General features: G+C 60.7%; 14 protein-coding genes, 4 tRNA genes and 1 pseudogene. 7 read left to right on the top strand and 12 right to left on the bottom strand.

Going from position 1 to position 17,922, the window contains the following annotated elements; genetic code table 11:
- Positions 1–10 precede the first annotated feature (10 nt).
- Positions 11–670, bottom strand: coding sequence for a transglutaminase family protein (locus AD670_RS04440; protein ID WP_053128657.1), 660 nt, complete (start codon positions 668–670; stop codon positions 11–13).
- 202 nt (positions 671–872) lie between these two features.
- Between AD670_RS04440 and AD670_RS04435 the strand changes: the two genes are divergently transcribed.
- Together AD670_RS04435 and AD670_RS04430 are read left to right on the top strand one after the other, a co-directional pair.
- Entirely contained in the window at positions 873–3,320 is a 2,448-nt protein-coding gene (locus AD670_RS04435) for an acyl-CoA dehydrogenase (protein WP_053128655.1), read from the top strand.
- Positions 3,321–3,395: 75 nt separating this feature from the next.
- Positions 3,396–3,803 carry a PA2817 family protein gene (locus AD670_RS04430; protein ID WP_053128652.1) on the top strand — a complete coding sequence of 136 codons (408 nt, stop codon included), beginning with the start codon at positions 3,396–3,398 and terminating at the stop codon, positions 3,801–3,803.
- 29 nt (positions 3,804–3,832) lie between these two features.
- Here AD670_RS04430 and AD670_RS04425 read toward each other — a convergent pair whose 3' ends face one another.
- Positions 3,833–4,765: a LysR family transcriptional regulator gene (locus AD670_RS04425; protein WP_053128651.1), complete on the bottom strand. Its 933-nt coding sequence runs from the start codon at positions 4,763–4,765 to the stop codon at positions 3,833–3,835.
- An 89-nt stretch (positions 4,766–4,854) separates the two neighbouring features.
- Here AD670_RS04425 and AD670_RS04420 point away from each other — a divergent pair, with 89 nt between their 5' ends.
- Positions 4,855–5,481, top strand: coding sequence for a serine-tRNA(Ala) deacylase AlaX (locus AD670_RS04420; protein WP_053128648.1), 627 nt, complete (start codon positions 4,855–4,857; stop codon positions 5,479–5,481).
- A gap of 147 nt (positions 5,482–5,628) precedes the next feature.
- Complete coding sequence (locus AD670_RS04415) at positions 5,629–7,368, top strand: dipeptidase (RefSeq protein WP_053128646.1); 1,740 nt, start codon at positions 5,629–5,631, stop codon at positions 7,366–7,368.
- Between the two features lie 93 nt (positions 7,369–7,461).
- Here the strand turns inward: AD670_RS04415 and gltS are convergent, their stop codons facing one another.
- The 5 genes from gltS to AD670_RS04390 form a co-directional block, all read right to left on the bottom strand.
- Entirely contained in the window at positions 7,462–8,673 is a 1,212-nt protein-coding gene (gene gltS / locus AD670_RS04410; RefSeq protein WP_053128644.1) for a sodium/glutamate symporter, read from the bottom strand.
- A 199-nt stretch (positions 8,674–8,872) separates the two neighbouring features.
- A tRNA-Gly gene (locus tag AD670_RS04405) sits at positions 8,873–8,948 on the bottom strand.
- 3 nt (positions 8,949–8,951) lie between these two features.
- Positions 8,952–9,027, bottom strand: a tRNA-Glu gene (locus tag AD670_RS04400).
- Positions 9,028–9,132: 105 nt separating this feature from the next.
- Positions 9,133–9,208: transfer RNA gene (locus AD670_RS04395), tRNA-Gly, on the bottom strand.
- A gap of 3 nt (positions 9,209–9,211) precedes the next feature.
- Positions 9,212–9,287: transfer RNA gene (locus tag AD670_RS04390), tRNA-Glu, on the bottom strand.
- A 359-nt stretch (positions 9,288–9,646) separates the two neighbouring features.
- On the opposite strand from AD670_RS04390, the gene AD670_RS04385 reads away from it, so the two are divergent.
- Entirely contained in the window at positions 9,647–10,417 is a 771-nt protein-coding gene (locus tag AD670_RS04385; RefSeq protein ID WP_053128643.1) for a hypothetical protein, read from the top strand.
- Positions 10,418–10,543: 126 nt separating this feature from the next.
- Entirely contained in the window at positions 10,544–11,356 is an 813-nt protein-coding gene (locus tag AD670_RS04380; RefSeq protein ID WP_053128641.1) for an alpha/beta fold hydrolase, read from the top strand.
- A gap of 36 nt (positions 11,357–11,392) precedes the next feature.
- Here AD670_RS04380 and AD670_RS32200 read toward each other — a convergent pair whose 3' ends face one another.
- The 4 genes and pseudogenes from AD670_RS32200 to AD670_RS04365 form a co-directional block, all read right to left on the bottom strand.
- Entirely contained in the window at positions 11,393–12,235 is an 843-nt protein-coding gene (locus AD670_RS32200) for a methyl-accepting chemotaxis protein (protein ID WP_371263170.1), read from the bottom strand.
- Positions 12,236–12,250: 15 nt separating this feature from the next.
- Positions 12,251–12,451, bottom strand: a pseudogene (locus AD670_RS32195) (HAMP domain-containing protein); the annotation flags it as partial.
- Positions 12,452–13,475: 1,024 nt separating this feature from the next.
- Positions 13,476–14,888 (bottom strand): PLP-dependent aminotransferase family protein, encoded by a 1,413-nt coding sequence (locus tag AD670_RS04370; RefSeq protein WP_053128638.1) that lies wholly within the window; start codon positions 14,886–14,888, stop codon positions 13,476–13,478.
- Positions 14,889–15,089: 201 nt separating this feature from the next.
- Complete coding sequence (locus AD670_RS04365; protein WP_053128636.1) at positions 15,090–15,851, bottom strand: SDR family oxidoreductase; 762 nt, start codon at positions 15,849–15,851, stop codon at positions 15,090–15,092.
- Positions 15,852–16,079: 228 nt separating this feature from the next.
- On the opposite strand from AD670_RS04365, the gene AD670_RS04360 reads away from it, so the two are divergent.
- On the top strand, positions 16,080–17,087 hold the full coding sequence (locus AD670_RS04360; protein ID WP_053128635.1) for an NADP-dependent oxidoreductase: 1,008 nt from the start codon (positions 16,080–16,082) through the stop codon (positions 17,085–17,087).
- A 36-nt stretch (positions 17,088–17,123) separates the two neighbouring features.
- Here AD670_RS04360 and pyrF read toward each other — a convergent pair whose 3' ends face one another.
- A complete protein-coding gene (gene pyrF, locus AD670_RS04355; RefSeq protein ID WP_017734306.1) occupies positions 17,124–17,822 on the bottom strand; it encodes an orotidine-5'-phosphate decarboxylase in 699 nt (232 codons plus the stop codon).
- Positions 17,823–17,922 lie beyond the last annotated feature (100 nt).

The following is a 17,922-nucleotide window of genomic DNA, read 5'->3' as shown; positions in this document are numbered from 1 at the left end:
ATACGCCGGTTCACGCGCGGCTTAAATCGCTCTGCATATCGCCCAGCAGGGCCGGCATGTCCTCGCCAAACAAGTGCGGGTAACAGGCCTGGATATGCGCGAAGAAAAAATCCTCGGGCACATCCGGGAACTGGCCATGGTCCACCACGTACTCCATCGAGCGCTGTCCCTGGCGATTGAATGCATGGAATACGCTGTGGTTGATCCCGTCGAAGTCCAGCGGTGGTACGTCGAACACGTCACACAGTTGCCGGTTGAACGCCGGGGTCGCCTTGACCCAGCGGCCATCGAGGTAAAGCTCGGTGTAGCCATGCATGGCGAACACATCGCTTTTGAGCAACGCGATCAGGCGTGGCGTCGACAGATGATTGCGCACGTCCGCCAGGCCGATGCGCGCCGGAATGCCACAGTGGCGGGCGCAGGCCGCGAGCAGGGTGGCCTTGGGCACGCAATAGCTTTCGCCGGCGGCCAGCGCAAAGCTCGCGCTCAGGCTGTCGGGGTCGCGGCTGAAGGTGTAGGGGTTGTAGCGAATGGCCTCACGCACGGCGTAATAGAGGCTGACCGCCTGGTCACGTAAAGCCGCGCTGGGACCGCGATGTTTTTCGGCGAACTCCACCACCGCAGGGTGGTCACTATCGATGAAGCGGCTGGGACTCAGGTACGTATCCATGAGCTTGATCTCCGAGGGAAGCCTGGAGTTTAACGACAGGTCTGTCCTAGAGATAACGACGAATCGGCCAAATGTCGGCGCCTGCTGAGAGGCGCTCCCAACCTAACTTCCAGTACAACTTGTAACACCTGATCACCCCGCTTGTTCGGATGCCGACTAAGCTCCCTGGTGGTTTCGCCCCTGGTTTCACGGAGGATTGAATATGCTGTTGTTGTGGATACTGGTTCTGGTGGTCGGCGTTGCCTATCTGGCACATCGCCGCGTCGCCCCGCTGCCCGCCCTGGGCGTGGTCGCCGTTTACCTGCTGGCGATGGGCGCCTGGAGCCACGCACCGGGTTGGCTGCTGCTGATTTTCTGGGTGTTGATCGCTGTGGTCGCCGCGCCCCTGCTGTTGCCGGACCTGCGCCGCCAATACTTCACCAAGCCGTTGTTCAGCTGGTTTCAGAAAGTCTTGCCGCCGATGTCCGAGACCGAGCGCGATGCCATCGACGCCGGCACCGTGTGGTGGGACGGCGAGCTGTTCAGCGGTCGCCCCGATTGGGACAAGTTGCTGGCCTACCCCAAGGCCCAACTGACCGAGGAAGAACAGGCATTTATCGACGGCCCCACCGAAGAACTCTGCGCCATGGTCAGCGACTGGGAAATCGGCCAGGCCATGGACCTGCCGCCAGCCGCGTGGGAGCACATCAAGACCCACGGCTTCTTCGCCCTCATCATCCCCAAGGAATACGGCGGCAAAGGCTTCTCGGCCTACGCCCACTCCCAGGTCGCGATGAAACTCGCCACCCGCAGCGGCGACCTGGCCTCCACCGTGATGGTGCCCAACTCCCTCGGCCCGGCCGAACTGCTGCTGCACTACGGCACCGACGAACAACGCAACCACTACCTGCCGCGCCTGGCGCGTGGCGATGACATTCCCTGCTTCGCCCTCACCGGCCCGCTGGCCGGCTCCGATGCTGGCGCCATGCCTGACACGGGCGTGATCTGCAAAGGTGAATGGGAAGGCAAGGAAACCCTCGGCCTGCGCCTGAACTGGGAAAAACGCTACATCACCCTTGGCCCGGTCGCGACCCTGCTGGGCCTGGCCTTCAAGGCCCACGATCCAGACCACCTGCTGGGTGACGAAGAAGACCTGGGCATCAGCCTGGCGCTGATCCCTACCGACACCCCCGGTGTGGAAATCGGCCGTCGCCACCTGCCCCTCGGCGCCGCATTCATGAACGGCCCGAACTCCGGCAAGGACGTGTTCATCCCCCTGGAGTACCTCATCGGCGGCCAGGAAATGCTCGGCAAAGGCTGGATGATGCTGATGAACTGCCTGTCAGTCGGCCGTTCGATCTCCCTGCCCGCCGTGGGCACCGGCGCCGCCAAGTTCACCAGCCTGGTCACCGGCCAATATGCCCAGGTACGCGAGCAGTTCAACGTACCGCTGTCGGCTTTCGAAGGTATCCAGGAAGCCCTGGCCCGCATCGGCGGCAACGCCTGGCTGATGGACAGCGCGCGCATGCTCACCGCCAATGCCGTGGACCTCGGCGAAAAACCCTCGGTGCTGTCGGCGATCCTCAAGTACCACCTGACCGAGCGCGGCCGCGAGTGCATCAGCCACGCCATGGACGTGCACGGTGGCAAGGGCATCATCATGGGCCCGAACAACTACCTGGGCCGCAGCTGGCAGGGCGCGCCGATCTTCATCACCGTGGAAGGCGCGAACATCCTTTCGCGCAACCTGATGATCTTCGGCCAGGGCGCCATCCGTTGCCATCCGTTCGTGCTCAAGGAAATGGCGTTGGCCGGTCGTGAAGACCACGATCAGGCGCTGAAGGAGTTCGATGGACTGCTGATGCAGCACATTGGTTTTGCCGTGAGCAATGCCGCCAGCACCCTGGTGCTGAACCTCGGCGTTGGGCACTTCGAGAAAGCCCCGGGCAACCGTTTGAGCCAGGGTTATTTCCGCGCCTTGAACCGCCAGGCTGCCGCGTTCGCGCTGCTGGCGGACCTGAGCATGATGCTTCTGGGTGGTGAGTTGAAACGCCGCGAACGCCTGTCGGCACGCCTCGGTGACGTACTGAGCCACATGTACCTGGCATCGGCGGCACTCAAGCGTTACCACGACCTGGATTCGCCGGATCACCTGGAACCGCTGTTCGCCTGGGCCATGGAAGAAAGCCTCGGCGAGTCCGAACGTGCGCTGGATGAACTGCTGAGCAACTTCCCGAATAAAGTGCTGGGCTGCCTGCTGCGGGTGATTGTGTTCCCGTTCGGGCGTCGCCATACCGGTCCATCCGATGCGCTGGATGCCGAAGTGGCCGCGGTGATTGGCCGCGCCAAAGGCGATCCGACCCTGGAAGAATTGCTGGCTGGCTGCTACCGCCCGCAATCGGCAGAAGATCCCGTGGGCGCGCTGCAACACGCCTACGACCTGCTGGGTGCCAGCCACCCGCTGCAGAAAAAACTGCATGCCGCGCTCAAAAGTGGCCAGGTCAAACCGACCGCCGGCGAACATGCCATCGACGCCGCGCTGCATGCCGGTGTGTTGCAACCGGCGGAAGCGCAAACCCTGCGTGACGCCGAAGCGGCACGGCGCAAGGTGATCGACGTGGATGATTTCAGCAAGGAAGAGCTGGTAAACGCTGAGGGTAAAGTCCGCTGAGTCCGGCGGTCATATAAAAACGGGCGCGAGGGGCATATACTCTCGCGCCCGTTTTTGCTTTAGAGGACTTATCTCGTGTCCAACGTCGTTGCCGATCATCTCGTCTTGCTCGACCACCTGCGCAGCATCCTGGTTGCCGTCGGCGAAGCCGAACAGGTGCCCGAGGAAAGCCACACCCTGTTCCTGGAGCGCTTTGACGAACTGCGCGCCCTGCTGCCGATCGACCCGATCGAAAGCCAGTACCTGGGCCAGGACCTGATGAGCCAGGTCATCCTGCGCTACCCACAGATCGCCCACCTGGTTCCACGCGACCTGCTGTGGTTCTTTGGCGGCGATTGCCTGCACTTCATGCCCGACGAAGAACTGGACCTGTACCAGGCCCTGGAAGAACGTCGCTTTGAAGCCGAACAGAATGAAGAACCGTTCGACTGGAACCAGGAAAAGCAGCTGCTGGCCATGCCGCAAGACCAAAGCAAACACTGATCCATAGGCGCGAGGGAGACGCTTGGTTCCTACAGCTTTTTCAACGTGGGCTCCCTCGCCATACACTCCACCAGATAATCGATAAATACCCGCAGCTTCGGCGGCAGGTAACGCGTGGGCGAATGCAACAACCACGCCTCGCCATGGTAGGACGCAATAAAGTCCCACCCCGGCAACACCTGTACCAACCGCCCCTCCTCCAACGCATGCCGCGCGGTGAAATACGGCAAGCTGCCAATTCCCACATGCTGCGACACCGCATCCAGCCGCACGCCGGTGTGGTTCGCCGCATAACGCCCACGCACGCCGACCGTTACCGTCTTGCCGCCCTGGCGGAATTTCCAGCGCGAGTCCCCCGGAGTTTCACCCAGATAGATGCAACTGTGCGCCAGCAAGTCGTGGGGATGCTCCGGCGTACCGTGCTCGACTAAATACTGCGGCGTGGCACAGAGTAAATGTTCAATCGGCAATAGCTGCCGCCCCACCAGACCCGGCGGTGGGCTGTCGGTGATGCGGATGCTCAGGTCGACGTTGTCGTCAATCAGATCCACATGCCGATCTTCAAGGATCAATTGCACGTCCACCTTGGGATAACGCCGCAGAAACTCCGGCATATGCGGGTGCACCACAAACCGCCCCACCGCCTTGGGCACACTGACCCGCACCAGGCCCTCGGCTTCGTGGGTGAACTGGCCGCTGATCTCCATTACTGAGCGCGCCGCATTGACCATCTCCTGACAGCGCTTGAACACCTCCTCACCACCCTCACTCAGGCGCAATTTGCGCGTGGTGCGCTGCAGCAAACGGGTAGCCAGGGCCTTTTCCAGGCGCGAAATACTGCGACTTACCGCCGACGGCGAAACGCTCAACTGTCGCGCCGCTTCAGAGAAGCTGCCGGTCTCTACTACCTTGACGAAAATCGCCATTTCACCCAGCAGCGGCAAAGGAAGATTGATGCTCATGACGCACAGGTCCATTGATATTTGAGCGGATTATCACCTATCCAAGCACTATTTATACTGCCCGCAGAACCCTGATGCGGATGCAGAAAATGACCGAACGCCTGTTTTTCACCCACGACCACCTGACCGCCGAGCTGGAAGTGCTGAGCTGCACACCCTGGGAGGGCCAGTTTGCGGTCGTCTTGCAGTCGACGATTTTCCATCCCCAAGGCGGTGGCCAGCCGTTCGACACGGGCTGGCTGGGCGACAGCCAGGTACTGCGGGTCACCCAGGAAACTGATCGCGTGGTGCACTACGTCAACCAACCGCTGGAGCCGGGCCCCATCACCGCTCGGGTCGATGAACCACGCCGCACCCTGCATACCCGCCTGCATTCCGCCGGACATTTGATCGGCAACGTCGGCGAAACCCTGGGCTGGATGCCCATCAAGGCGCATCACTGGCCAGGTGAGGGCAAGATCACGTTTATCCGTGGCGAAACGGCTCAAGCCATGGACGCCGAGTTCATTCAACAGCAGATCAACCAATGGATCGCCGCCGACTACCCGCGCCATATGACCCTGGACGACGGCAGCCGCGAAGTGGGTTTCGGTGATTTGCCCGCCTACGCGTGCGGCGGCACCCATGTGCAAACGCTGAGCGAACTGGGCCAGGTCACGATCCTCGCACTCTCGGAGAAAAAGGGTGCGTTGTCGGTGCGTTACAGCCTGGAGTAGAAAGCGGCGCTGAGGGTGCTATTGAGTTTTTAGATAAGCCTCCTGTTCGCGTCCCGGGCACACCTTGGCAGTGGTAGTGTGTCGAAATATTTCTGACATATTGATCAGAAATCCCCTACTTCCCCCTGCAAAGGAATGCCTTCAACCATGCACTTTCCACTCAAGCAATTGGCGGCTGCCACACTTTTCGCGGCCAGCCTTTCGGTGATGACTACGCCCGCCTTTGCCAACATCACTCCAGAGCAAAGCACGGCGATTCTGAAGAGTTTCAGCGAAACGTCGGTCACTGATTTCCGTGGTTTCCTCGGCACCCTGGCCAAGGGCGACCTGGGCAAGGCCGACGACGTGGGCCCGGCGATCAGCGCCTTCCTCGATAACAAAACCCTGACCGCCGACCAGCAGAACGAAATCCACCGCCTGCTGGGTATTTACACCCGAGTGAAATACGGCAAGGCTGCCCTCGACACCCTGCGCGAACTGGTGGAAATCCCGACCTTTAACGTCGACGGCGTGCCGCAGTACAGAAACCCGGAATTCATCCGGATTGCCGACAAGATCCAGGCCCTGGCCAAGACCTTCAACCTGAACTTCCGTAACGTCGACAACCGCGTGTACGAGATTTCCCTGCAAGGCAGCGGCGACGAAGTGGTGGGCATCCACGCCCATGCCGACGTGGTGCCGGTAACGCCGGAAAACTGGGTGCTGAAAGACGGCACCAAGCTCGACCCGTTCAAGGTCACGCTGATTGGCGACCGCATGTATGGCCGGGGCACCGAGGATGACAAAAACGGCATCGTGGTGGCGATGTACGCCATGAAGGTGATCAAGGAAGAAAAGTTGCCGTTGGCCCGCAACTTCAAGCTGCTGGTGGACACCACCGAAGAAACCTCCGGTGACGCGATCCCCTATTACTTCGAACGCAACCCGACGCCGCAATACAACCTGGCGCTGGATGGCGGCTACCCGGTGGTGATTGCCGAGAAAGGTTATGGCACTGTCATGGCCACCTTCCCGCGCCGCAAAGGAGAAGGCAAAGGCGCCGAAATCATCTCGATGACCGGCGGCATGGCCACCAACCAGATTCCATCGGCCTCGGTTGCCACGTTTATCAGCGACAAGCCTGCCGCACTGGCCGCCAGCCTGCAAAAAGCCGGCGCGGAGTATGCCAAGCGCAATGGCGGCGACTTCGAGGTCGCAGCCAAGGTGGTCGGCAAAGAGGTCAAGCTGACGGTGACCGGGGTTTCCGCACACTCCTCCGAACCACAATCGGGCATCAACCCGGTGTCGCGCATGCTGGAGTTGATCCACGTTGTCGACGGCAAGATCGCCCTCAAGCATAACCACATCACCGACGCCGCCCGTTATGCCTCGGATAACTGGGGCCTGGATTATCTGGGCGGCAAATTGGGCGTAGGTTTCTCCGACGATTTCATGGGGCCGTTGACCACCTCGTTGACCTTTGTCGGCCTGGATGACAAAGCCTTCAAGCTGGCGGTGAACCTGCGTGTACCAAAGGGCAAATCGCCGGAGAAGCTGAAAACCGAGATTGCCGACAAGCTGAGCGCCTGGGACAAGCAAACCAAGGTCAACGTGGACTTCACCTACTCGGTCGCCGAACCGATGTTCCGCAACCCGGAAGGTGAGTGGGTGAAGGCGTTGTTGGCCGTGGCCAGCGAGAACCTGGGCATGGAGCATAAGTTCGGCACCTCGGCCGGCGCGACGTCCGTGCATGAACTGCCCAATGGCGTGCAATTCGGCCTGGCGCGGCCGGAAGTGAAATACACCGGACACACCGACAATGAGTTCAAGACGGTCGAACAGTTCTTGCTGGATCTGCAGATCGTCACCGAGATGATGGGGCGTATCGGGCAGTTGCCGAAGCTCTGACAGCGGTTCGAGCCCGCTACGGCTCAGCAACAGATAGCACATGCAAAAACGCCGATCAGCATTGATCGGCGTTTGCATTGATAAACAAAAAACTCAACCTGCCACGCCCAGGAACGGCAACGCCAAGTACAACTTGATCACCACCGCATTGGTGATATCGATGAAAAACGCCCCCACCATTGGCACCACCAGAAACGCAATCTGCGACGGGCCGAAGCGTTGAGTCACTGCTTGCATATTGGCAATGGCGGTTGGCGTGGCGCCGAGCCCGAAACCGCAATGCCCTGCCGCCAACACCGCCGCATCATAGTTGCTGCCCATGACCCGGAACGTGACGAAAATCGCGAACAGCGCCATCAACAACGCCTGCGCGGCCAACAGGATCACTATCGGCAGCGCCAGTGCCGCAAGGTCCCAGAGTTTGAGCGACATTAGGGCAATGGCCAGGAACAACGACAAACTGACGTTGCCCAGCACCGACACTTCACGCTCGAAAACTTGATGCCAGCCCAGCGCCGACAACCCGTTACGCAGCACTACACCGATAAACAGCACGCACACGAAAGTAGGCAATTCGAACGCTGTTCCTTGAAGAAAACCATTGAGCAAAGTGCCGACCTGCAGACTGATCGCGAGAAGCGCGAGGGTCTCGATAAACGAGGATGAAGTGATCAAGCGTTCCTGGTTTGGCTGCTCGAAGCCCTTGGGCAGGCGCGGTTGCGGGTGCTCCAGGCCTGGCGTCTGGACACGCTTGATGAGCAAGCGCGCGACCGGCCCACCAATCAAGCCGCCGAGGACCAAACCGAAGGTTGCCGAAGCGATGGCCAGTTCGGAGGCGGAGGCGACCGCATACTTTTCGCTGAACACCGAGCCCCACGCAGCCCCGGTGCCGTGACCACCCGACAATGTCACGGAGCCCGCAAGCAAGCCCATCAGAGGGTCAAGCCCCAACGCCGTAGCCAACGCGATGCCCATGGCGTTCTGCACCACCAACAGTGCGGTAACGACCAGCAGGAAAATACCCAGGATGCGTCCGCCTTTCTTCAGGTTGGCGAAGTCCGCATTCAGTCCAATGGTGGCAAAAAATGCCAACATCAACGGGGTTTGCAACGAAGGGTCGAACCGCACCTCGATATCAGCCAGCCCGCGCAACGCCAGCAGCAGCATGGCAACCAATAAGCCGCCGGCCACCGGCTCAGGAATGTTGTAAATGCGCAAAAAACTGATACGTGCGACCAGCCCGCGCCCCAGCAATAGAACCAGTGACGCGGCGACCAGCGTGGAATAGAAATCGAGTTCAAGCATCTAGGCAGCTCTCTGGAATGGGCCGGGAAATCGGGCACGCCAGAGTAAAGATCACGAGGCCTGTACGCACCCACCTCACTCCAACTACAGAAAACTCCTACAAAACGTACAACAACGCCCGGCAAAACGGGTGTGCATCATCGAAAAAACAGCACAAACAAAAACGCCGATCATCTCTGATCGGCGTTTTTGTTGAATATGGAGCGGGAAACGAGACTCGAACTCGCGACCCCGACCTTGGCAAGGTCGTGCTCTACCAACTGAGCTATTCCCGCAAATGGCGTCCCCTAGGGGACTCGAACCCCTGTTACCGCCGTGAAAGGGCGGTGTCCTAGGCCACTAGACGAAGGGGACACGCTACTGAAACACATGGTGTGTATTTCAGTGCCCAGAGGCCTCGTCCGAAGACTTGGTCCTGGTTTCACTCAGTGCCGCCCGAAAGCCACACTGCTTGTAAATTGGAGCGGGAAACGAGACTCGAACTCGCGACCCCGACCTTGGCAAGGTCGTGCTCTACCAACTGAGCTATTCCCGCATATGGCGTCCCCTAGGGGACTCGAACCCCTGTTACCGCCGTGAAAGGGCGGTGTCCTAGGCCACTAGACGAAGGGGACACACGTACAACATTCACTCCCTACCGCGTTTCGCTGTGTGCTTTACGCTGTAAGTGGCGCGCATTCTATGGATGGATTGAAAGGTCGTCAACCCCCAAGGATAAATTTATTTAAATCAATGACTTCGCCCGCGTTTACCGGGCTTGGCGGGCATTCTGGCCGCCCGGGGCTTGGCGCCTATATTCTGGCGCCCGACAAGACGCTATAGTTCGCTGCAGCAAATGATGGCAATGTGCATCTACGCGGTAAGCGGCTACCTATATAGAAGAAACTACCTGGGCAACTGGTCGATCAGTCCTATCCGCCGACAAGTCCAGTCACTACACTCCACTGTAAACCCTATCAAAGAGGTCACACCGGTGACACCACTCATGATCACCCTGCTGGTAATAGCCGGGATCGTAATACTGATCGCCATTGGCTACATGAACCACGTGGTGGAAAACAACAAGCTGGAAAAGCAGCGCACCGAGATCGAGCTTAATGATCGGCTGCGTCGTTGCGGTGAAATCACCGAGACCTTCCCAGGCCAGTTGATGACCCCGGCGCTCAAACTGTTACTGACCCGCCTGGAACTCAACGTCAACCAGCGCCTGTTGAACCTCAACAAGACCAGGGCACCGCTCAAGGCACGTATCACTGAGCTGAACGCACTGATAGCCCAGGGTGAATCCATCCCGGTCAACAACCCGCCGGCGCCGATCCAGACCGAAGCCAAGGCCAAAGACGTGCGCTTCCTGCTGGAAGCCCTGCACGGCCAGGTCACCCGCGCTGCCCAGGACGGTTTCCTGCCGACCAACGAAGCCAAGCACTGGATCAAGGAAATCCGTCATATCCTGGTGCTGTTGCACATAGAATTCTTCAACAACCTCGGCCAGCACGCCTTGCAGCAAGGTCAGCCAGGCCAGGCGCGCCTGGCCTTCGAACGTGGTGTGCAGTACCTGCGCAAGCAACCTGAGCCGGTGCTCTACAGTGCTCAGTTGCAACTGCTGGAAGGCCAACTGGCGCGCGCCAACTCTACGGTACTGGCGAACAGCAAACAGGCGGCAGAAGAAGTCAACGAACTGACCCAAGGCATGAAAGAAGTCGACGCCGACGCCGAGTGGAAAAAGAAAGTCATCTACGACTGATCAACGCCCTCCCCTGTGGTGATCGGCCGGCCCGCTCACCACAACATGCCATCACTTTGCATCTATCGCCCCGCCCCCGACTAGCGTAAAAAAGTGCCCCTCACTCCGTGAAGTCAGAGGCCCGCTATGCCTATCGCCGTCATTGATGGACAACCGCTGCATTACGTTGACCAGGGCACCGGCCCTGTCGTCCTGCTCGGCTCAAGCTACCTGTGGGACCGCGACATGTGGGCCCCACAGATCGAAGCCCTGTCGCAACAGTACCGCGTGATCGTGCCCGAACTATGGGGCCACGGCGAATCGGGCCAACTCCCCGCGCACACCCACTCCCTCGACGACCTCGCGCGCCAGGCCCTGGCCCTGCTTGACCACTTGGAGATCGCACAGATCAACCTGGTAGGCCTCTCGGTCGGCGGTATGTGGGGCGCACGCCTGGCGCTGCAGGCCCCCGAGCGGATCAACAGCCTGGTGCTGATGGACACCTACCTCGGCGCCGAGCCAGAGGCCACGCGCCAGTATTACTTCTCGTTGTTCAAGATGATTGAAGACGCCGGCGCCATTCCTGAGTCGCTGCTGGATGTGATCGCGCCGATCTTCTTTCGCCCGGACATCGACCGCGAATCAGCGCTCTACCAGGATTTTCGCAAGTCGCTGCAGGACTTTCCCCGGGAACGCCTGCTGCACAGCATCGTGCCCCTGGGGCGATTGATCTTCAGCCGCACCGATGTGCTGGACCAACTCCCGCGCCTGGATGCCGATACCACCTTGGTGATGTGTGGCGAACAAGACAAACCTCGCCCACCCGCCGAATCCGAGGAGATGGCCGAACTGATAGGCTGTGCCTTGACCTTGATTCCCGACGCCGGGCATATCTCCAGCCGAGAGAACCCGGATTTCGTCAACGAAGCACTGCTGACCTTCCTCGCCAACCACGCCTGATCGCCCTTCCCTTTGATCGCGGCCTCTGTGCGGCGATCAAAGGCGGAAGTGCCCTACCATACCCTTGAGCTCCGCCCCCAACTGCGCCAGCTGGATACTCGACGCCGCATTGCCCTGCATGCTCAACGCCGACTGATCGGCACTCGCACGAATACTGGTGACACTGCGATTGATCTCTTCGGCCACCGAGCTTTGCTCCTCGGCCGCGGCGGCAATCTGTTGGTTCATCTGCTGGATCAACGACACCGCGACCGCGATGCTGCCCAGGGCACTCTCGGTTTCCAGCGCATCGCTGACCGCCAGTTTCACCAGCTCGCCACTTTGCTGAATCTGCTGCACCGACGATTGCGCAGCACTGCGCAAGGTACTGACGAGCCGCTCGATTTCTTCGGTCGATTGCTGGGTGCGCTTGGCCAGTGCCCGGACTTCATCGGCCACGACCGCAAAACCTCGGCCCTGTTCGCCGGCGCGGGCAGCTTCGATGGCGGCGTTCAAGGCCAGCAGGTTGGTCTGTTCGGCAACGCTTTTGATCACGCCCAGCACGGTGCCGATATGCTGGATTTCGGCACTGAGGCTATCGATGCTGGTGCTTGCGCGGGTACTGGAAGTGGCCAGCAGCTCGATGCGCTGCAAACTCTGGCGCACCACCTGTTGGCCACTGTCGACCTTCTCGTCCGCCGTCTGCGCGGCTTGCGCGGCCTCTTCGGCGTTGCGCGCCACATCGTGCACAGTGGCGGTCATCTGGTTCATCGCAGTGGCAACCTGCTCGGTCTCCTCCTTCTGGCTGCTCACCTCGACGTTGGTCTGCTCGGTCACGCTGGACAGCGACTGCGCCGAGCTTGCCAATTGTTCGATACCGGCCTGCAGGCCGCTGACCATCTGGCTTAGGCCGCTGCTCATCTGCTGCATCGCCTGCATCAACTGGCCGATTTCATCCCGCCGGCTGACCTCCATACGCCCGCTCAAATCCCCGGCGGCGATCTGTTGGGCCACCGCGATCACACTGCGCAGCGGCGCGACGATCAAGCGCGTAATCACCCAGGCCGCTATCAACCCCACCAGCAAGGCCAGGGCCGACGAACCGACGATCAGCATCGCGCTCTTCTTCAGTTGCGCCTGCATCGACAGGTCTTCGGCGTCATAGGCCTGATTGACTCGGCTGACCACTTGGTCAGCACGATCATGCAGTTGTTTGTAGACGACTTTTTCCTGGGCCAGCAGACCGGTGTATTCCCCCAGCTTCTCGCTGAACGCGGCGATATGCCCGGAAACTTCGTTGAGCACCGTCTGATAACCGGCGTCCTTGACCGACGTTTTCAGTTGCTCGACCTGGGCGAGGGCCTGGTCGGCCTGCTCGATCTTGCCTTGCTCAGCCTCGTCAGCATCCGCCTTGCGGCTCTGGTCCAGGCGGACATGGGCTTCGTTCATGGCCTGCAACATCAAGCGTGAAACCTGACTGACCTGGCCTGCCTGCTCGATAAACTCGGCCCCCTCCTTACCTTGGCTTTCCTTGAGGCCATAGGCACCGTCGTCCGCCAGGCCGGCCTGCAACACATCCAGGTTATTCGCCACGCTGGACACCGACCAACTGGCCATTTCCAGCGCCAGGTCCTTGGTCTGTGTCAGTTCGACAAACTCATCGAAGGCCTTGCGGTAGGCAGCGAGGGCCTGCTCGACCTCGACCATCACCGGCACATTTGCCGCAGACCGGGCCTTGAGACTGGCCGCCTGGGCCGCCAGGGCATCGACGCTTTCATGCAGGGCGTCGACGGCCTTGGGGTCGGCGTGCAGCGCGTAGTCCTGCTCGATCAGGCGCACCTTGAGCAAGCCGCTGTTAAGCGAAGACATCGCGTTGAGGCCTTCGAAACGCTGGCCAACGGTTTGCAGGGACCACACGCCGATAGCGGCTATCAAAGCCGTCAGCAACAGCACCAGGGTGAACCCCAAGCCGAGTTTTTTCGCCATACCGAGGTTGGCGAAACGTCGTTGCACGCCTGAAATCATTGCACTTGAATCCTCTTGCAATGGCAGATGCCATCAAGCCCGATTGACAAGCAGCGAGATTCGCAACCACACGGCACTGAACACAAGGCATTGGCGCCACAATAATGGCAAAAAGCTACAAGCTCGTCGTTTTCAGAATGGTCGAGGTCGATCTGGCGGCACCCATCGTGCGGAATAACGCCAAGGCACGTTGATCGGTGGCATAGGCGACATTGATGCGCAGCCACTCACTGTGCCCGCCGGTTGGACTGAACAACGCCCCAGGCGCCAACAATACGCCCAAGTGCCGGGCGCACGCCTGCAACCGCGAAGGCTGCGCCGCCCCCGGGCGTGCCCACAGGAACATACCGCCGGTGGGTACGGCGAACACCTCCCACTCTTCGTCCTCCAGCACTTGCAGGGTCACGGCCATCTCACTACTCAACCGCTTGCGCAGGCGCTGCACCCATTTGCGATACGTACCATTGGCCAGCAACGTGGCGACCACCGCTTCAGCAAACCGGGAGGTGCCGAAACCGGTCAGGGTCTTGAGGCTGGCCAGTTGCGCGATGATCGTACTGCTGGCGCAGAGGTAGCCCACGCGCAAGGCGCTGCTCAAGGTCTTGGAAAAACTGGCGACGTAGATCACTCGATCATCATGGGGGAGTGCCGAAAGCCGCGTGCAACTGGCCTGCTGCAGGTCACCATAGACGTCTTCCTCAATGATCAGGAAGTTTTCGCGGTGCGCCAGCTCCAGCAAACGCTCGGCCACCACGCGACACAGGCTGGTACCCGTCGGGTTGTGATACAGGCTGTGGATGAACAGGCACTTGGGGCGATGCTGTTGCAGCAGCGCCTCCAGCGCCGGAAGGTCAGGGCCACTTCGGGTGCGTGGCACTTCCAACAGTTGTACGCCCTGGAACGCCAACTGCCGATAGAGATTGCCATACCCCGGGGTTTCGACCACCACACTGTCGCCGGCCCTGAGTAGCGTGCGTATCAGCAGGTCCTGCGCGTGGCTGGCGCCGGCGGTGGTGAGGATGCGATCCAGGCTGGTGGCGATGTGAATCTGGGTCAGGCGCTTGAGCAGTTGCTCGCGCAGCGCGGGCAAACCCAAGGGCGTGCTGTAGTTGAACAGGCCGGCGGTGTCGGTGCGGGCGACCTCACGAATCGCGTAACTGATGTCATCGCTTTCGCGCCAGGCATCGGGTAACCAGCCGCAGCCCAGTTTCAACTCTCCCAACGGATTATCGGCGAAGGCGCCCCACTCGCGCTCCGCCCCCTCATACCAATTGCCTTCGTGGCACGCCGGTGGCTGGGCCACCACAAATCCCGAGCCCTGCCGGGGAGCCAGCACCCCCTGGGCGACCATCCTCTCGAATGCTTCGATCACGTTGGACTGGCTGAGCAGATTATCCAGGGCCAATTGGCGGATGGACGGCAAGCGTGTACCGGGGCTGACCCCGTCCCTGCGAATCCATTGCGCCACTGCACTGACGATTTGCTGCACCACCGGTACAAGGGCTTGTCGATCGATCCCTAAATCCATGAGCCACTCACTTCAACTGTCTGTTATCAACCCCAAGAGTTAAGCACAGAAGCCCTGAATTGCCGGTCGCGAAATTTTATTAAAGTATTGATTTAATTGACTTATTCACCTAATGACACATATTCGGTCGCGGCGTTTTGCCAGCTCTGGAAAAGCCCCACACCCCCCCTGACGTTTTCGAACAGGGGGCGACGCAGAGTCCTAGATAGCCGTCGCACCACCGTCCACAGCCAGGGCATGACCCGTGGTGAACGCGGCTCCGTCGCTGCACAGGTACAGCACTGCGCTGGCGATTTCCTCCACCTTGCCGATACGCCCGACCGGGTGCATGGCGGCGGCGAATTCGGCCTTGCGCGGGTCGGCTTCATAAGCGCGCCGGAACATGTCGGTGTCGATCACCGCCGGGCAGACCGCGTTGACGCGGATTTTCTTCTTCGCATACTCGATGGCCGCCGACTTGGTCAGGCCGATCACCGCGTGCTTGGAGGCCGCGTAGATACTCATCTTCGGTGCCGCACCCAACCCCGCCACCGACGCGGTGTTGACGATGGCCCCACCGCCCTGGGCCAGCAGCAACGGCAACTGGTACTTCATGCACAACCACACCCCTTTGACGTTCACGCCCATGATGGCGTCGAACTCATCCAGGCTGCCGTCCGCCAGCTTGCCCTTCTCGATCTCGATGCCGGCGTTATTGAAGGCATAGTCCAGGCGCCCATAGGCGCTGAGGGTCTGTGCCATCAACTGCTGCACATCCGCCTCCTGCGTGACGTTGCAGCGCACGAACAGCGCCTCGCCACCCGCCTGGTGGATCAGCGCAACCGTGCCCTCGCCGCCTGCCACGTCCAGGTCGGCGACCACGACCTTCAAACCTTCGGCGGCGAACGCCAGCGCGGTGGCGCGGCCAATACCGGCAGCGGCGCCGGTGACCAGGGCGACCTGACCGGAAAACGTCATGCTCATGGAAGATGTCCTATGGGGGTTAATTGCAGTGGACGGAGTCTAGCCAACGCCAAGACAGACCTGTCAGCACTATCAGAAGGCCGGTTAGTGCTGCATGAGTCACAGTGATAAGGCAGCCTGGCTCACTATCAATGACACCTATCGACGAGCATTCGCACCCTCGGCTGACCTTGCTCCCGGGCCGTTCAGGGTCTATCAATCATGCTTCACTTCTAAAGAGTCCTTGCCATGACCGCCCAGACCAACCGCCAATTCCTGCTCGCCAAACGCCCGGTCGGCGCGGCCACGCGGGAAACCTTCACCTACCAGGAAGTGCCGGTCGGCACGCCCGAGGATGGGCAGGTGCTGGTGCACAACGAATACCTGTCCCTCGATCCGGCCATGCGGGGCTGGATGAATGAAGGCAAGTCCTACATTCCGCCCGTAGGTATCGGCGAGGTCATGCGCGCGTTGGGTGTGGGCAAGGTGATTGCCTCGAACAACCCGAAATTCGCGGTCGGGGACTACGTGAACGGCGCCTTGGGCGTGCAGGATTACTTCCTCGGCGAGCCGCGCGGTTTCTACAAGGTTGACCCCAAGCTCGCGCCCCTGCCCCGCTACCTTTCTGCACTGGGCATGACCGGCATGACCGCCTACTTCGCACTGCTCGACACCGGCGCGCCCAAGGCGGGTGAAACCGTGGTGATCTCCGGCGCAGCCGGTGCCGTGGGCAGCATTGCCGGGCAGATCGCCAAGCTCAAAGGCTGCCGCGTGGTCGGCATTGCCGGCGGCGCCGACAAATGCAAATTCCTGATTGATGAATTGGGCTTTGATGCAGCCATCGACTACAAGAACGAAGACGTGCCCGCTGCCCTGAAGCGCGAATGCCCTAAAGGCGTGGACGTTTATTTCGATAACGTCGGCGGCGACATCCTTGATGCGGTGCTCAGCCGCCTGGCGTTGAAGGCGCGCGTGGTGATTTGCGGCGCCATCAGCCAATACAACAACAAGGAAGCCGTGAAAGGCCCGGCCAACTACCTGTCACTGCTGGTCAACCGCGCACGCATGGAGGGCTTTGTGGTAATGGATCATGCCGCCAACTTTGCCGCCGCCGGCCAGGAAATGGCCGGCTGGATGGCCCAGGGCAAGCTCAAGAGCAAGGAGGACATTGTCGAGGGGCTGGAGACGTTCCCGGAGACCCTGATGAAGCTGTTCAACGGCGAGAACTTTGGGAAGCTGGTGCTCAAGGTCAACTGATACACCGCCCCTCCCACCTTTTTGATCGCTGATCGATCAGGCGATCTCGGCGACGACCGCCGCCAAGGCCTTGGCTGGGTCGGCCGCCTGGCTGATCGGACGGCCGATCACCAGGTAATCGGAGCCCGCGTCCAGTGCCTGGCGCGGGGTCAGGATGCGGCGCTGGTCGTCCTGGGCGCTGCCCGCCGGGCGAATCCCCGGGGTGACCAGCTGCAACGACGGATGGGCGGTCTTCAGCGCCTGGGCTTCCAGTGCTGAACACACCAGGCCATCAAGGCCAGCTTTCTGCGCCAGGGCTGCCAGGCGCAGGACCTGCTCCTGAGGCTCGATATCCAGGCCGATACCCGCCAGGTCTTCACGCTCCATGCTGGTCAACACGGTCACACCGATCAGCAAGGGCTTGGGGCCGCTGCGCTGTTCCAGCACTTCGCGGCAGGCGGTCATCATGCGCAGGCCGCCGGAGCAGTGCACGTTGACCATCCACACGCCCATCTCGGCCGCAGCCTTGACCGCCATCGCGGTGGTGTTGGGGATGTCGTGGAATTTCAGGTCGAGGAACACCTCGAAACCTTTGTCACGCAGGGTGCCGACGATTTCTGCGGCGCAACTGGTGAACAGTTCCTTGCCGACCTTGACCCGGCAAAGCTTGGGGTCCAACTGGTCAGCCAGCTTCAGTGCGGCGTCACGGGTGGGGTAATCCAGGGCGACGATGATAGGAGTCTGGCAGACGGACATTGGAATGGGCTCTCAGGCAAGTCGAAATCGGCGCGGATTGTAGCGCAAGCAGCGCCGTTGCGGGATCCGATGATCGGTAAATACTGACCAACCGCCATCA

The organism is Pseudomonas sp. MIACH, from assembly GCF_001269925.1.
GTDB lineage: Bacteria > Pseudomonadota > Gammaproteobacteria > Pseudomonadales > Pseudomonadaceae > Aquipseudomonas.
The sequence above is the reverse complement of the archived record's forward strand: the minus strand, read 5'-3'. Positions and strand labels throughout refer to the sequence as shown.

Bases quoted from the DNA above. Each gene is read 5' to 3' on its own strand.
- AD670_RS04425 (WP_053128651.1), bottom strand. From the start codon at position 4,765: ATGAGCATCAATCTTCCTTTGCCGCTGCTGGGTGAAATGGCGATTTTC.
- AD670_RS32200 (WP_371263170.1), bottom strand. From the start codon at position 12,235: ATGGTCAGCGGCCTGCAGGCCGGTATCGAACAATTGGCAAGCTCGGCG.
- pyrF (WP_017734306.1), bottom strand. From the start codon at position 17,822: ATGTCCGTCTGCCAGACTCCTATCATCGTCGCCCTGGATTACCCCACC.
- AD670_RS04380 (WP_053128641.1), top strand. From the start codon at position 10,544: ATGCCTATCGCCGTCATTGATGGACAACCGCTGCATTACGTTGACCAG.
- gltS (WP_053128644.1), bottom strand. From the start codon at position 8,673: ATGCTTGAACTCGATTTCTATTCCACGCTGGTCGCCGCGTCACTGGTT.
- AD670_RS04420 (WP_053128648.1), top strand. From the start codon at position 4,855: ATGACCGAACGCCTGTTTTTCACCCACGACCACCTGACCGCCGAGCTG.
- AD670_RS04370 (WP_053128638.1), bottom strand. From the start codon at position 14,888: ATGGATTTAGGGATCGATCGACAAGCCCTTGTACCGGTGGTGCAGCAA.
- AD670_RS04415 (WP_053128646.1), top strand. From the start codon at position 5,629: ATGCACTTTCCACTCAAGCAATTGGCGGCTGCCACACTTTTCGCGGCC.
- AD670_RS04360 (WP_053128635.1), top strand. From the start codon at position 16,080: ATGACCGCCCAGACCAACCGCCAATTCCTGCTCGCCAAACGCCCGGTC.
- AD670_RS04365 (WP_053128636.1), bottom strand. From the start codon at position 15,851: ATGAGCATGACGTTTTCCGGTCAGGTCGCCCTGGTCACCGGCGCCGCT.
- AD670_RS04435 (WP_053128655.1), top strand. From the start codon at position 873: ATGCTGTTGTTGTGGATACTGGTTCTGGTGGTCGGCGTTGCCTATCTG.
- AD670_RS04440 (WP_053128657.1), bottom strand. From the start codon at position 670: ATGGATACGTACCTGAGTCCCAGCCGCTTCATCGATAGTGACCACCCT.